Origin of the sequence: Planosporangium spinosum (assembly GCF_049999945.1) — a bacterium.
Taxonomy (GTDB): domain Bacteria; phylum Actinomycetota; class Actinomycetes; order Mycobacteriales; family Micromonosporaceae; genus Planosporangium; species Planosporangium spinosum.
This window is the reverse complement of record NZ_JBLYUB010000026.1, coordinates 30,362-45,028: the sequence shown is the minus strand read 5'-3', so window position 1 is coordinate 45,028 and position 14,667 is coordinate 30,362. Positions and strand designations below refer to the sequence as shown.

At 73.9% G+C, this 14,667-nt stretch carries 13 protein-coding genes; 4 read left to right on the top strand and 9 right to left on the bottom strand.

The genetic code is table 11. The features are described from left to right. Nucleotides 1–94 precede the first annotated feature (94 nt). The 3 genes from ACNTMW_RS27215 (at nucleotide 95) to ACNTMW_RS27205 (ending at nucleotide 4,794) form a co-directional block, all read left to right on the top strand. Entirely contained in the window at nucleotides 95–2,110 is a 2,016-nt protein-coding gene (locus tag ACNTMW_RS27215; RefSeq protein ID WP_426636699.1) for a protein meaA, read from the top strand. 138 nt (nucleotides 2,111–2,248) lie between these two features. Beyond that, the gene (locus ACNTMW_RS27210; protein WP_426636697.1) at nucleotides 2,249–3,274 is read left to right on the top strand and encodes a DUF2891 domain-containing protein; all 1,026 of its coding nucleotides are present in this window, start codon (nucleotides 2,249–2,251) and stop codon (nucleotides 3,272–3,274) included. Between the two features lie 194 nt (nucleotides 3,275–3,468). After that, nucleotides 3,469–4,794, top strand: a complete 1,326-nt coding sequence (locus ACNTMW_RS27205) for a hypothetical protein (protein ID WP_426636696.1) — start codon at nucleotides 3,469–3,471, stop codon at nucleotides 4,792–4,794. A gap of 50 nt (nucleotides 4,795–4,844) precedes the next feature. Here ACNTMW_RS27205 and ACNTMW_RS27200 read toward each other — a convergent pair whose 3' ends face one another. The 7 genes from ACNTMW_RS27200 to ACNTMW_RS27170 all read right to left on the bottom strand — a co-directional run bounded on the left by ACNTMW_RS27200 (nucleotide 4,845) and on the right by ACNTMW_RS27170 (nucleotide 11,861). Beyond that, a complete protein-coding gene (locus tag ACNTMW_RS27200) occupies nucleotides 4,845–5,528 on the bottom strand; it encodes a hypothetical protein (protein ID WP_426636695.1) in 684 nt (227 codons plus the stop codon). Between the two features lie 96 nt (nucleotides 5,529–5,624). Continuing rightward, nucleotides 5,625–8,354, bottom strand: a complete 2,730-nt coding sequence (locus ACNTMW_RS27195; RefSeq protein WP_426636694.1) for an FtsK/SpoIIIE domain-containing protein — start codon at nucleotides 8,352–8,354, stop codon at nucleotides 5,625–5,627. Then, the gene (locus tag ACNTMW_RS27190; protein WP_426636693.1) at nucleotides 8,347–9,333 is read right to left on the bottom strand and encodes a hypothetical protein; all 987 of its coding nucleotides are present in this window, start codon (nucleotides 9,331–9,333) and stop codon (nucleotides 8,347–8,349) included. The genes ACNTMW_RS27195 and ACNTMW_RS27190 overlap by 8 nt, the downstream gene beginning before the upstream one ends. Next, a complete protein-coding gene (locus ACNTMW_RS27185) occupies nucleotides 9,330–9,590 on the bottom strand; it encodes a hypothetical protein (RefSeq protein WP_426636692.1) in 261 nt (86 codons plus the stop codon). The genes ACNTMW_RS27190 and ACNTMW_RS27185 overlap by 4 nt, the downstream gene beginning before the upstream one ends. Before the next feature lie 161 nt (nucleotides 9,591–9,751). Continuing rightward, complete coding sequence (locus ACNTMW_RS27180; RefSeq protein ID WP_426636690.1) at nucleotides 9,752–10,702, bottom strand: polysaccharide deacetylase family protein; 951 nt, start codon at nucleotides 10,700–10,702, stop codon at nucleotides 9,752–9,754. Nucleotides 10,703–10,724: 22 nt separating this feature from the next. Further along, the gene (locus ACNTMW_RS27175) at nucleotides 10,725–11,348 is read right to left on the bottom strand and encodes a DUF4126 domain-containing protein (RefSeq protein ID WP_426636689.1); all 624 of its coding nucleotides are present in this window, start codon (nucleotides 11,346–11,348) and stop codon (nucleotides 10,725–10,727) included. 102 nt (nucleotides 11,349–11,450) lie between these two features. Then, nucleotides 11,451–11,861, bottom strand: a complete 411-nt coding sequence (locus ACNTMW_RS27170) for a DUF4259 domain-containing protein (RefSeq protein WP_426636687.1) — start codon at nucleotides 11,859–11,861, stop codon at nucleotides 11,451–11,453. Nucleotides 11,862–11,933: 72 nt separating this feature from the next. On the opposite strand from ACNTMW_RS27170, the gene nucS reads away from it, so the two are divergent. After that, entirely contained in the window at nucleotides 11,934–12,593 is a 660-nt protein-coding gene (gene nucS / locus ACNTMW_RS27165) for an endonuclease NucS (protein WP_426636686.1), read from the top strand. On the opposite strand, the gene ACNTMW_RS27160 is transcribed toward nucS, so the two are convergent. Together ACNTMW_RS27160 and ACNTMW_RS27155 are read right to left on the bottom strand one after the other, a co-directional pair. Continuing rightward, nucleotides 12,565–13,110 carry an AAA family ATPase gene (locus ACNTMW_RS27160; protein ID WP_426636685.1) on the bottom strand — a complete coding sequence of 182 codons (546 nt, stop codon included), beginning with the start codon at nucleotides 13,108–13,110 and terminating at the stop codon, nucleotides 12,565–12,567. The genes nucS and ACNTMW_RS27160 overlap by 29 nt on opposite strands. Nucleotides 13,111–13,152: 42 nt before the next feature. Then, nucleotides 13,153–14,658 (bottom strand): aldehyde dehydrogenase family protein, encoded by a 1,506-nt coding sequence (locus ACNTMW_RS27155; RefSeq protein WP_426636684.1) that lies wholly within the window; start codon nucleotides 14,656–14,658, stop codon nucleotides 13,153–13,155. Between the last annotated feature and the right edge of the window lie 9 nt (nucleotides 14,659–14,667).

Genomic DNA, 14,667 nt, shown 5'->3' with positions numbered 1-14,667 from the left:
GGCACCGCGCAGCGGTGACGATTGTCACGGGCCTAACCTAAATTACCGCTTAGTAAACTTCGGCAACGGCATCCAGGTACCGCGGAGGTGGGCCATGTCCGATGCAAGCCGACTGGAGCAACCTGATCGGCCGTGGGTCATGCGTACCTACGCCGGTCATTCCTCGGCCGCGGCGAGCAACGCGCTGTTCCGGCGCAACCTCGCCAAGGGGCAGACCGGGTTGTCGGTCGCGTTCGACCTGCCCACGCAGACCGGGTACGACCCCGACCACGAGATGGCCCGGGGTGAGGTCGGCCGGGTCGGTGTGCCCGTCGCCCACCTCGGTGACGCGAGGGAGTTGTTCGAAGGCATCCCCCTCAGGGATGCCAACACCTCCATGACGATCAACGCGCCGGCCATGTGGCTGCTCGCCCTCTACGTCACGGTCGCCGACGAGCAGGGCGCGCCGCGCGAGAAGCTCGCCGGCACGACGCAGAACGACATCATCAAGGAGTACCTGTCCCGCGGGACCTACATCTTCCCGCCGGGGCCGTCGCTGCGGCTGACCACCGACGTGATCGCGTGGACCGTCGCGAACACGCCCAGGTGGAACCCGGTCAACATCTGCTCGTACCACCTCCAGGAGGCCGGCGCCACGCCGGTGCAGGAGGTGGCGTTCGCGCTGTCCACCGCGATCGCCGTCCTCGACGCTGTCCGCGACTCCGGCCAGGTACCGGCCGACCAGATCGGCCGGGTCGTCGAGCGGATCTCGTTCTTCGTCAACGCCGGCGTGCGCTTCGTCGAGGAGATGGCGAAGATGCGCGCGTTCGGCCGGCTCTGGGACGAGATCACCAGGGAGCGGTACGGCGTCACCGACGCCAAGCAGCGCCGCTTCCGCTACGGCGTACAGGTCAACTCGCTCGGCCTGACCGAGGCCCAGCCGGAGAACAACGTCCAGCGCATCGTGCTGGAGATGCTCGGGGTGACCCTGTCGCGCAACGCCCGCGCCCGCGCCGTGCAACTTCCGGCGTGGAACGAGGCGCTCGGCCTGCCCCGCCCGTGGGACCAGCAGTGGTCGCTGCGGATGCAGCAGGTACTGGCGTTCGAGTCGGACCTCCTGCAGTACCCGGACCTGTTCGACGGGTCGCACGTGGTCGAGGCGCTGGTGTCGGAGATCGCCGACGGCGCCCGGGCCGAGTTGCAGGCGGTACTGGACATGGGCGGCGCGGTCGCCGCCGTCGAGACCGGCTACCTCAAGAGCGCCCTGGTCGCCTCGCTCGCCGAGCGGCGCCGGCGGATGGAGTCCGGCAGCGACGCGGTCGTCGGCGTCAACAGGTTCACCGAGACCGAGCCGAGCCCGTTGACCGCGAGCGGCGCCAACCACATCGAGACGGTCGACCCGGCCGTGGAGGCCGCCGCGACCGACAGCGTCAAGGCGTGGCGCGACCGGCGCGATCCCGCCGCCGTCGCCGCTGCCCTCGACCGATTGCGGGCGGACGCCGCCGGTACGGCCAACCTGATGTCCGCGACCCTCGACTGCGTCCGCGCCGGGGTGACGACGGGGGAGTGGTCCGGCGCGCTTCGGGAGGTGTTCGGCGAGTACCGGGCGCCGACCGGCCTCAGCTCCGGTGGTGCCGTCGGTCGCGCGGCCGACGAGACGCCGCAGGGGGCGCTGGCCGGGGTCCGGGAACGGGTCCGGCAGACCGCCGCCGACCTGGGCGCCGCCCGGCTGCGCATGCTGGTCGGCAAGCCCGGCCTCGACGGCCACTCCAACGGTGCCGAGCAGATCGCGGTACGCGCCCGCGACGCCGGTTTCGAGGTCGTGTACCAGGGCATCCGGCTGACCCCGGCGCAGATCGTGTCCGCGGCGGTGGCCGAGGACGTGGATCTGGTCGGCCTGTCGGTCCTGTCCGGCTCCCACCTCGACGCGGTCCCGGCCGTCCTGGAGGGCCTCAAGGCCGCCGGCCGGCCCGACCTGCCGGTCGTGGTCGGCGGCATCATCCCGTCCGACGACGCCGACATGCTGCGCAAGGCCGGGGTGGCGCGGGTGTTCACGCCGAAGGACTTCGCGCTCAACGACATCATGGACGAGTTGGTGACCGTGGTCCGCGAGGCGAACGGACTGAGCTGACTCCGAGGTGGCCGCGCTGACTCCGAGGTGGCCGCGCTGACTCCGAGGTCGACGCCGGCGGTCGGCTCGCCCGTGATCGTGAAGGTTTCGTGGGGCCGTGACCCCGCAGAACCTTCACGATCATGAGAGATTCCGCTTATGGACTGGCGAAACGAAGTACTTCGGGCACACGCGGGTGAGTACGCCCGGGTCGCGCTGACCAACATCGACCGGGAGTTCCCGAACGACGTCCACCACCTGATGACCGGGCCCGGCGACTTCCCGCACCGGCCCAGGGCGCGTACGCCCGTCTTCTACGGCAGCTTCGACTGGCACTCCTGTGTCGAGATGCACTGGCTGCTCGTGCGGCTGCTGAAGGTCGCGCCGGAGGCCGTACCGGCCGGGGAGATCCGCGAGCGGCTGGACCGGCAGTTCACCGCGGAGGGCCTCGCCGCCGAGGCGCGGTTCATCGCCCACCCCGACGAGCGGCACCGGCAGCGCCCGTACGGGTGGGGCTGGGCGCTGGCGCTCGCCGCCGAGCTGGCCACCTGGGCTGACCCGGACGGCAGTCGCTGGGCCGACCGGATCGCGCCGCTGGCCGAGGCGATCACCGGCAACTTCCTCGACTGGTTCCCGAAGGCGACCTACCCGGTGCGGTACGGGGTGCACTCCAACACCGCGTTCGGCCTGTCGCTGGCGTGGGGGTACGCGGACACACCCGCCGCCGACCCGCGGTTGCGCGCGGGCATCGCGGCGCTGGCGGAGCGGTTCTTCGCCCGCGACCTCGACTATCCGGGCGGCTGGGAGCCGTCGGGGGCGGACTTCCTGTCACCGGCGCTCACCGAGGCCGAGCTGATGGCGAAGATCCTGCCGGGGCCGGACTTCACGAACTGGCTGGACGGGTTCCTGCCCGGCATCGCCGCTGGCGAGCCGGCGAGCCTGTTCACCCCGGCGATCGTCTCCGACTCCAGCGACGGCCACATCGCGCACCTGCACGGGCTCAACGCCAGCCGCGCCTGGTGCTGGCGGCGGATCGCGGAGGAACTGCCCGCCGGCGACCCGCGGGTCGGACCGGCGCTCGTGGCGGCGAAACGGCACGCCGAGGCCGCCCTGCCGCACGTCGCCGGTGACGACTACATGGTCGAGCACTGGCTGGCCTGCTACGCGGTACTCCTGCTGAGTTGAGCGTCGGCGGCCGGTGCCGCCCTGGGACACGGTGGACTTTCCGCGAGGCGCGGTGGACGGACGACGAGCCGCTCCGGGAAAGCCAAGACGAAGCAGGAGTGGGGACGTCCAGTTGACCGGCAAGGGCAAGCTGGACATGTTCGGCAAGGATGCCAAGCACGCCAACATCTCCCCGAAGGGGGCGGCACCCACTGATGATCCCGGATCCGAGGGAACTGGTCGCGCTGCTGTCGCTGGAGGTTGCCGGCGACAGCGCCGCGACCGCGCTGGAGCGCTGCCTGCCGCTCGTCCGTGAGCTGGACGCCGCCGGGCTGGACGTGGTGCGGGACGCCGTCGAGGCGCGCCAGCCCGCCGAATCGACGACGCTGTACGTGCCGCTCGGCCGCTGCGGCGACAGTTACGTCGTCCGGGCGGCGGCCGACGCGGCCGGTCCGCTGCTGGCCCGGTTCGGCTGGACCACCGACCGGCTGGTCGCCCGGTGGCTTCCGGAGCACGGCGACTACGCCGAGACGGACGCGCCCCCGGCCGGTCCGGGCGCCGGGCTCGTGACCGGTCTGGCCGTGCGGAGCCGGGCCCACCTCGGCCTGCGCGACGGGCTGGACGGCGACGAGATGGTGGACAACCGGGGGCGGCGTCGGCGGCAGCTGGACGCATTTGCCGCGCAGGATGACGTCGTCGTCCGGGTGCACCTCGTCGTCGCGGCGCCGGATCTCGCCACGGCGGCGGAGCGTCTGCTGCCGCTGGCGGAGCCGCTCGAACCGATCGGCATCAGTCTCGACCGGGATCCGGACCGCGAGGATCTCGTCAACGCCGCGTTGATCTACGTGGCGCCCGGCCGGCCCGACCTGCGTACCGCCGCGTCCGACGCGGCCGACCGCTTCGGGATCACCGGGCCGTACGTGCGGCACGAGGTCCGCCAGTGGCAGGTAGGGGCGGTGGAGGGCACCGACCTCGGCGCGCCGGCGCAGCCAGTCACCGCGCAGACGGTGTACGTGCGCCTCGGCGTCGACCCGTTCGCCGACTTCGGCGTCCTCCCGACCGACGACGGGGAGCCGCTGATCCTGGCGGACTCCGAGTTCAGTGACGAGGACGCGGCCGAGTTGATGCGGACCCTGGAGAGCATGCTCTTCCGGGTGGTGCTGGACGCGGACTTCGTCGGAGTGCCGGAGGACGACGCCCGGACGGTGGCGGAGCGGCTGCTCCGGGCGGCGCTCCCGGTACCCGACGACGAGGACGCCGTCTCCGCCGTACAGGCGAAGTCCACACCGGACGGTTTCGTGCGCGTCACCGCCCTGTCCGCGCCGGAAGCGGCCGGCGGCTTCAAACCGGCGGGCGCCGCGCGTGCCGTGCGTGCCGTGCGGGACTCGGTCGGCGGCGGGCCGGAGTGGACGGTGCTGCGCGAGGCCACCGACGAGGAGGAGGACACGGCCATCGAGTGGCGGGCACCCGCCGTCACCCGCGGCATGGTCCGCCTCCAGGTACGCGCCGGCCGTGGCCTGGGGTTGGCGCCGGAGGCGTGAGCGTGCCGACCGGCGTCGGCGCCGGCCGGCCCGTGCCGCGGTACCGCCGCTCACCGGAGGTGGTCGGTCAGCATCCCCAGGGCGACCAGGGTGCCCACCCCGGCCGCCAGCACGGTCGCGACCGCACCCGCGCTGAGCCGGGCCCCGGAGCGGTCGGCGAACCACTTCAGGGTCGGCAGCCCGCCCAGCGCCGAGGCGACCGCGGTGATCTGGCCGAGCGTGTCGAGCACCGTACCGACCGGGCCCGACGCCTGCCGCCCAAGCAGCAGCAGTCCCCGGGCACCCAGGTAGCTCAGGCCCGCGCCGGCCACCGCCAGGATGATCAGGACCGGGTACGCGCCGCCCGGCAGGGGTGGGCGGCGGTGCAGCTCGTCGAGCAGTTGCCTGGCCTCGCCGATCAGCTCCGAGGCGCCCTGTTCCGGGCGGTCGACGCCGGCCTGGGCCCGGCTCGGCTCGACCGGCCGGGGCAGCGCGCCCAGCCGGGCGCGCAGGCGGCCGGGGAGCTGGCCGCGCAGCCGTTGCCACTGCCCGGCGGTCTCCTGCTGTACCCGCGCGAAGAGGTCGTCGGCGGCGCGCTGGCGGCGTCCGGACTCGGTCGCCTCGGCGCGGGCCCGGCGCAGCGCCGCCGCGGCGGCCGCGCACTCGGCGTCGTGGCGGCCGACCGCGGCGCGGCGGGCGTCGTCCCGCTCGGTGGCCGCCGCCGACAGTTCCCGCATCAGCTCGTCGTAACTCATGATCCACACAACTTCCGGGAAGTTGTGGTCTGCCAGGGGTGCTGAGACAGCGCTTTCCGGGAAGTTGTGACGATCATGGGGCGGTCCGTGCGGTGATCATGGGGCCGGTCCGTACGGGATGAGCACCTCGGGTGCCCGGTGGCTGCTCCGGTCGAAGTACAGGCCCCGCCACGGCCGGGGGTACCAGACGACGCTGTTCGGCTGCGGCGACAGCGGGTTGAGGTCGGCGCCGTGGACGTCCAGCGCCACCCAGGCGCCGATCGCGTCGAACCGGGCGCCCACCCCGCCCAGGTCGTCGCGCAGCCGGCTCACCGTGCGCCACCAACCCAGCACATGGGTACCCCGCTCGGGTCCACCGTGGAGGATCCGGCGCAGGTGCTCGTGTCCGGAGCCGCCCGGACCCTTCACGGCGAGGCGGTCGGACACCGCGTCGGCGGCGTACAGCAGCAGGATGTGCGGCCCGGTCAGGTCCGCGGCCGTCTCGGCGAGCAGGTCGGTGACGCTGTCCGGGTCGTACCAGCGCGGCGCCAGCGGGGCGAGCGCGGCGGCCACCGTCCGGGCGGCCGGCTCCGCGCCCGGGTCCAGGCAGGCGACGGAGAACCGTGCCTCGCCGGGCCGGTACCACCGGCCGAGCGAGACGGCCGCGGCGCCCAGCACCGCGCCGGCCTCGGCGGTCCGGGTACCGAGAACCGCGAGGTTGCGGCCTGGTGTGCGGGACAGGGTCAGCCGCGCCGACCGGGCGGTCACGTCGACGGCCTGCCCGAGCAGCGCCACCGGGCCGGCGCCGGAGGCCTGCCCGGGGCCGGGGACGTCCGCAAGCGTCGGCACGGCCAGTTCGGGCGCCTCCGCAAGCGTCGGCACGGCGTCGCCGTCGAACAGCCGCGGCGGGTCACCCGGCTCGTACCGCTGCCACATCCGTCCCATGAGCCGCTGCCAGTCGGACCGGCTGTGCGCCTCGGGCAGGCGTACCACCCGGTTGGCGGTCGCCACGCCGGAGTCCGCGTTGACCACGGCGTGGTGGCGCGGGATGCGCTGCGCCGCGTCGTTGGTCTCGTCGACCAGGATCCGGCGGGCCTTGGGCAGCGCCACCCGCAGGCTGAACTGGCCGACCAGCCCGGAGCGGCCCCACAGTGCCTGGATGCCGGACACGTCCTGGCTCGCCATGACCAGGTGGATGCCCTGGGACCGGCCCCGCCGGGCGAGGTCCTCCAGCAGGGTCACCGCCTCGGTCGCCAGCGCGTCCCGGCCGGCGACCAGCACCTGGAACTCGTCGACCACGGCGACGATGCGCGGCCAGTGCCCGTCCGGATCCTCGGCGCGCAGCTCGCCGAGCTTGGTCACCTCGAACCGCTTGGCCGCCTCGGCCCGGCGACGCAGCTCGGCGCCCAGGAACCGCAGCAGCGCGAGCCCGAACTCGCGGTCGGTGTTGGCGTTGACGCCGACCAGCCGAACGTGCGGCAGCCAGGTCCGGTCGCGCCGCCCCGGCGCGAAGCGGGCGAACGACACGCCCTCCTTGAAGTCGAGCAGGTACAGCTCCAGCTCGGCAGGGGAGTACCGGGAGGTCAGCGCGGCCAGCCAGGCGTAGATGACGTTGGTCTTGCCGCTGCCGGACGGGCCGCCGATGAGCGCGTGCGGCGGGTGGTCGCCGAGCGTCACCTCGACCGGCTCGCCGTCGGGGCCCTCGCCGACCGGCGCGGTCAGACCGTCGGCCGAGGAGTGTGTCCACAGCTCCGTAGGCGCCAGGTCGGCGAAGACCGGTGCCCGTGCCCCCGCGCCGGCCTTCGCCGCGAACTCCCGGCAGGCGCCCGCGACGGTGGGCGCCGGTGGCGGCGGGTCGAGGGTCACCGTGAGCCCCGGGTACCGGTTGACCGTCGCGGTCGCGCCGTCCACCCGTACCGTCGTGACCTGGTCGGCCGCGATCAGCGGTACGCCCCGGGCCAGGACGTGTACGCCGCCCGCGGCGCCGGCCCGGACCAGCGCGTCGAGCTGCGCTCGGGCGTGCCGGTCGAGGTCGCGGCCGTCACCGAGCAGCACGAGCGCCTGCCACGGCTCGGCCCGGCGCCCGGTGCGCCCGGCGCGGTCGGCCAGGGAGGCGTACTCGCCGGCCAGCACCGTCTCGTAGCGTCGCTGCACCTCGTCGGTGAGCCGGTCCAGCAGGTCGCCGAGGGTGCGCGGGGTGACGAAGGTCAGTACCTCGGCGCCGGCGAGCGGGGCGAAGCCGGCCAGCCCGCCGCCGAGCTGCTCCGGGTCGTACCCGTAGAGGCGCACCGCGCCGGGCGGGGCGGTGCCGACCGTCCGGAGCAGCAGCGCGGTCAGCACGGCGTCGACCGCCGTGCGGTCGTCGCCGGTGAGCGCGACGTGGCCGTGGTCGAGGAACGGGACGAGCGCCGGTACCGCCAACCCGGCCGTCCACGGGTTGCCGGGGTCACCCGGCCCGGTCGGACCCGGACCGCCGGGGGTGACGGCGACGGTCACCCGGCCGATCCGCAGCGGCGGGAACCGGGCGGCCCGGTCCACCGGCGTGGGCCGCCACCGCGGCCACTCCTCGCCGGCCGCACCGGCGGCGGCCCGTACCGCGGCGTCGCGGGCCCGTACCGCGAGCTCCGCCAGCCGTTTGGCGTGCCGCTCGTCGATGGCGTGCAGGGCGGCGTCGCGTTCGCGCGCGGCCCGGGCCGGTCGCTCCACCGCCTCGCGCTCCGCGCGGGCCAGCCGGGCCAGCGCCGTCCGGTGGGCCTCGTGCGCGTACCCGCGTTCCCGGTCGACGAGCCGCAACGCCATGCCGAGCCGCCGTTCGACGCGTTCGATCACGGGCGTCCGGTCAGGCATGGGTGGGCTCCGTGACCGTGACGAGGTACCGGTCGAGCGCTGACGGGTCCCGGCCGGCGCGGCGCAGCAGCAGCCCGGTGAGCACCCCACCGGCCATCGCCGAGTCGGCCGGGTGGGGCGGCGCGGGCGGGTCCGGCCGGTCCGGGCCGGCGGGCCGCACCGGTACCCGGCAGGTACGGGCCAGCAGCACCTCGCCCACCCGGGGGTCCAGGTTCGGCAGCAGGTCGCGGAGGCGGGAACCGGCGGCCGCCCGCAGCGCCGCGACGTCGCCTGGGCCGGGCGGGTGGCCCAGGACCTCCGCGGCGATGCGGTGCAGGGCGGTCGGGGTCAGCGCGGCCAGCCCGAGGCCGGTGGCGGCGGTCACCCGGCGCAGCTCGGCCCGCAGCGCGGCACGGTCGCCGCCGCCGGCGTGGCCCGCGACGCGGCGCAGCAGCTCCGCGCTGTCAGCCGCGGCGCCGTCGGCCGGGTCGCCGTCGGCGTCCCGGGAACGGCCGCGCTCGCGGGCACCGCCGGCCCCGTCCGGCTCCCCGGCCGCCGCGCGGTCACCGGTCCGCGGCTGTCCGTACCCGGTCAGCTCGTCGACCCGGACGGCCCACCAGCGCCGCAGTCGCGCGGCCGGCTCGCCCTCGCCGGGTGCCGGTGCGTCGGCCCGCGGCGGCGGCCGCCGGGCCGGTGCCTCCGGCCCGGCGACGACCGCGGCGTCCCCGGCCAGGCCGATCGCGGCCAGGTACGCCGCGACCTCCTCCTGCGCCACCAGCAACGCCCGCAGCGCGTGTTCGAGGTGCTCGACGGCGACCGCGAGCGGGGTCACGCCGATCCCGCGGGTGGACTCGTGGCGGATCCACGCCAGGAGCTCGACCGCGCCGCGCAGCCGGTCGGCCGCGGCCGTCACCTCGCCGACCGGCAGTTCGTCGGCCGCGGTCCGCAGCCGGGTGCCCAGCTGCTCGACGAGGCTCGCCGTGCCGGCCGCGTCCATCACAGCGTCGCGGCGTAGGTCTGGGCCTGCTCCACCGCGGTGAGCGTGGCGGTCAGGCACTCGTCGAGTTCCTGGGCGGCCTGGGTGAGCGCCGCCTGCGCCGTGCCCACCGACTCGTGTCCGCTGCCCTCGACGGCGGCGGCGAGGCTCTGCTGGGCCTCCGCGAGCTTCTCACCGGCGAGCCGTACCGCGAGCTGACCCTCGCCGACCTGGTGGATCGCCGCGTCGATGGCGGCCTTGACCTCGGCGACGCTCGCCATGGCACCTCCCGCGTGTCCCGCGAAAACCAGTATCGGGTCTTCCCGTATCGATGCGGCCACGCCGGCGGTTGAGTGAATGCCCGCCACGACCAGATGCGCTGCCAGCACCGACGACCGTTCACCCGATTCACGTGCCACGGGTTCACGTGACGCCGGCGTGGTCAGGGGGCGAGCAGCTCCGACAGCGTGACCGGTTGCAGACCCCGGGCGTGCAGCCCGTCGAGGATCGGGCCCAGCGCCTCGTCGGTGTACTCCGCGTTGGCCTCGGTCACGTGTAGGACCACGATCGAGCCCGGCTTCACCTGCGACAGCACGGCGTGCACGATCGGCGCGGCCGCGGTCGCGAACGGGTCGCCGCTGACGACGTCCCACTGGATGACCGTGACCCCGAGCGGGGCCAGCGCCTGGAGCGCGGCGCCGTTGTAGCAACCGCCGGGGAAGCGGAAGTACCGGGTCTGCCGCCCGCCGAACGGCTCGATCACCCGGAAGGTGCGGGCGACGTCCTCGGTCATCTGGGCCGGCGGTACCTGGCCGAGCTGGTAACAGTTCGGGGTGAAGCCCTGGTGCCGGTAGGAGTGGTTGCCCAGTTCGAAGCGCGGGTCGGCGGCGAGTCGCCGGGTCACGTCCGGGTACCGCTCGGCCCACTCCCCGGTGAGGAAGAAGGTGGCCGGGACCTGCCGGGCCTGCAGCATGTCGATGATCTTGATGTTGGCGTACGACCGGACCCGGCCACTGGCCAGGTTCGCCAGCATCGTGTCCGTCATGTCGGCGTCGAAGGTCAACGCCACCTTGTTGCCGGTACGCGCGCCGTTCGTGACCACCGGCGGGGGCAGGCCGGGCCGGTTGGCGCCCGGCAGGTCGGCCGGGTCGCTGCCGTCCGCCGTCCGCTCGTCCGCCGTCCGCTCGTCCGTCGGCCGTCCGGGCGTGGCGGGAGGGGTGGCGGTCGGGCTGCCGCCCGGCGCGGTGACGGCCCGCGGCGCGGTGCCGGTACCCGACGCTCCCACCGGCTGGACGGCGGCCACGTCGCCGGTACGCGCGGGAGCCGGCCCGGTGCAGGCGCTCAATGCCAGCACGACCGGCACCGTCAGGAGCAGCAGTCGGGAAGTACGCACGGCCGCAAGGATGGCAGAGAGATCAGGTCCGTGTGGTACCCGGCGCGGACCGGGCGGCCGGTTTCTCGGCCTTGCGGCGGCGCCGGCGCCGCCGTAGCGCCCAGAACCCCGCGACCAGCCCGACCAGCCCGGCCAGGACGAGGACGGGCAGCACGATCGCCACCACCGAGAGCACGGCGCTGCCGATGTCCTCGATGGTGCTCACGACCGGCGCGCCCATCCCGGCCGTGGTCGTGTTGACCACCGGTCGTGCCGTCGCCTTGGCGCCGTGCACCGTCAGCGAGATCAGCGCCCCGATAACGACGGGTACCCACTGGTGGCCGGAGAAGAACTGGCCGGGATCGGAGACCATGACCGTCTGGGCGCCCGACGCCGCGCCGAACGCCAGACCGCCGGCGGTCGGCCGGACCACCGTCTGGATGACGTCGTTGACGTGGTCGACCACCGGCACCTTGTCGGCGACGACCTCGATCGCCAGGAGTACGGCGAGGATCGCGACGACCCAGCCGTTCGACAGCCACTGCCAGGACGGCGGGAGGTGGATCAGTCCGGTGTACCGGTCGAGCAGCCCGACGGCGAGCAGCGGGATGTAGGCGTTGAGCCCTGCCGATGTGGCGAGGCCGGCTCCGGTGAGCGCTTCGAGCACAGGTACAGCATGACAGTCACGGACAACATGACAGCCACCGACAACCGCGGTCGGCGGGGCGGGCCGCGCACGCTCGGCGGAGCGGGTCGCGGACCGTGGACGTCAGCAGAGCGAGTCGCGGATGAACTCCAGCGTCTCGACCGCCTCGTGCAGGTTGTCGGCCTTCTCCCACAACTCGTACCAGCCGGTGTCCGGCTCCTCGATGCGGTCGAGCGCGTCGTGCGCCAGCGAGGGCAGATCCGGGTGCAGCCGCGGCGGGTCGTCGAGGACCAGGAACTCCGGCGCGTAGTCGGATTCGATGCGTGGCGCGCCCGGGCAGCTCGCCGCCACCACGGCGGCCGCGGCGAAGGCGCGGAACGCCCGTTCGGTGTCGAGCCCGTTGTCGGCGTCGATCGCCTCCTGCTCGGCCCGGCGGAGCATGACCATGCGCTGATCGGGGTCGGCGTCGTCCAGCTCGGTCGCGAACGCCTCCGCGACGTCGTTGTCGAACGGACCGGTACCCCAGACGTGCATCGGACTCCCCTTCAGCCCCCACAACCGGCCGGTAGCAGCGCCCGGCTGTCCGCCAATGGGTACCCTCTCCCGGTGCGCTTAGTCATCGCTCGCTGCTCGGTGGACTACATCGGCCGGCTCACCGCCCACCTTCCGCTCGCGACCCGACTGCTCATGGTCAAGGCCGACGGCTCGGTCTCCATCCACGCTGACGACCGGGCCTACAAGCCGCTCAACTGGATGAGCCCGCCCTGCCGGGTCGAGGAGGCCCCAGGGGTGTGGAAGGTGGTCAACAAGGCCGGCGAGGAGCTGCGCATCACGATCGAGGAGGTGCTGCACGACTCCTCGCACGAGCTGGGCGTCGACCCTGGCCTGGTCAAGGACGGCGTCGAGGCGCACCTGCAGGAGCTGCTCGCGGCGACCCCCAGCGTGCTGGGGGAGGGCTTCACGCTGATCCGCCGGGAGTACCCGACCGCGATCGGGCCGGTCGACCTGCTGTGCCGCGACGGCGACGGCTCATGCGTCGCGGTCGAGGTCAAACGGCGCGGCGAGATCGACGGTGTCGAGCAGCTGACCCGGTACCTGGAGCTGCTCGGGCGCGACCCGCTGCTCGCCCCGGTCTCGGGCATCTTCGCCGCCCAGGAGATCAAACCCCAGGCGCGGGTACTGGCCATGGACCGTGGGATCCGCTGCGTGGTGCTGGACTACCACGCGCTGCGGGGCATCACCCGCGACGAGATGACGCTCTTCTGAGCGGTCTCTCCGGCTCTCCGACGCACGCGTGGTGGGGGCAGAACTCCACCATGAAGCCGCCCCGGTCGTCCGCGCGTACCTGGTACAGCTCGTCGAAGCCTTCGTCGTAGGACGGCCGGGTGAGGCGCTTCAGGGTGCTGAACAGGCCCACGTTCGGAACCCTTGCCCGGCCCTCCCGCTGTGCGTTGCGGGCCAGCGACACGCTCGGGTCCGGCGGGAACCAGTACCCGACGACCGTCGCGCCGGCCTCGTGCGCCAGGTCGATCAGCGGTACCCGCTCGTGCGGCGACGGGTTGGTGTTGTCGACGGCGACGTCCCGGCCGGCGGCGAGGGCCTCCGCGATCACGCGGCGTTGTCGCTGTTCGCGGTGCCGCGCGTGGGGCCAGTTGTCCTTGCTGACGTGCACGTGGGTGGTGGCCAGCCGCTGCCGGTAGAACGTCGACTTGCCCGACGCCTGCAGCCCGCTGAGGATCGCCACTTCGGCCACGCCGTGACCGCTACCCAGAATCGTGGACACGTGGACCGGTCACCGGCGGTCCACGCGTCCACGATCGCGGAGTCAGCGGGTGCGGCCGTGGAGCAGTTTGACGGCGCGGGTGATCATGGCGACCGCCTTGGGCGTACGGTCGAACGACATCGCCGGTACCAGCGACGGCCCCCGGCGGCGGGTGATCGCCTTCGGCCGGGCGAACTCGCGCAGCCCGTCCTCGCCGTGGATGCGCCCGAACCCGGAGTCGCCGACCCCACCGAACGGCAGGCTGGGCACGCCGGCGAACGAGATGGCCCCGTTGATCGAGGTCATGCCCGAGCGGAGCTTGCGGGCCAGTTCCATCCCGCGCGACCGGGAGAAGACCGACCCGCCGAGGCCGTACACGGAGGCGTTCGCCCGGGCGACGGCCTCCTCTCCGTCGCGGACGCGGGTGACCGTGAGTGTCGGGCCGAACGTCTCCTCGCGGACGGCGGCGCTGTCCTCGGGCACGTCGACCAGGACCGTCGGCTTCACGTACGGCGGCTGCACGGCGTCGGGGCCGCCCAGGACCGCCCGGCCGCCGCTGGCGATCGCGGCGTCGATGTGCCGGCGGATGACGTCGATCTGCCCCGGCATCGTGATCGGACCGAAGTCGGCGTCGTCACCGACCCCGACCTTCAGCCTGCCGGCGCGCTCCACCAGGCGCGCGAGGAAGTCGTCGTAGACCCGCTCGGCGACGTACACCCGCTCGATCCCCACGCAGGTCTGACCGGCGTTCGTCATGCCGCCCCACACGCACGCCGACACCGCCGCGTCGAGGTCGGCGTCCGCCTCCACGATCATGGCGTCCTTGCCGCCGCACTCCACGAGGACCGGGGTCAGCGTCTCCGCGCAGGCGGCCATGACCTTCTTGCCGGTCGCGGTGGAGCCGGTGAACGCGAGCTTGCCCACGCCGGAGCGGCACAGCGCCGCGCCGACCTCACCGGTGCCGTGCACGATCTGCAGGACCGGGTGTTCCGGTACGACCTCGGCGAACCGGTCGACCAACCACTGACCGACGGCCGGGGTGTACTCGCTGGGCTTGAAGACGATCGCGTTGCCGGCGGCCAGGGCGTACGCGATCGAGCCCATCGGGGTGAACACCGGGTAGTTCCACGGGCCGATCACGCCGATCACGCCGTACGGCTGGTACTCCAGGTAGGCGGCGTGCTCGAGCACCATGAGGGAACCGCGCAGCCTGCGCTGGCCGAGCACCCGGCGCGCGTGGTTCGCGGCCCAGGCGACGTGGTCGATGGCGGCCGCCGCCTCGACGACGGCCTCCGCGACGGGCTTGCCGCCCTCACGGTGGATCACGTCGGCCAGTTCCTCGACCCGGTTGGCGAGCACGCTGCGGTAGCGCAGCAGCCGCTGGCGGCGGCCGGCGTATCCGAGCTGTCCCCACCAGGTGGCGGCGTCCCGGGCGCCGGCCACGGCGGCGTCGACCTCGGCGGCGGAGGCGACCGGGAACCGGCCGACCTCTTCACCGGTGGCGGGGTTCGTCGAGACGAGCAGGCCGTCTTCGACCACGGGTACGCCGGGGGTGCGCGTCGAGGTCATGTCGGGCTC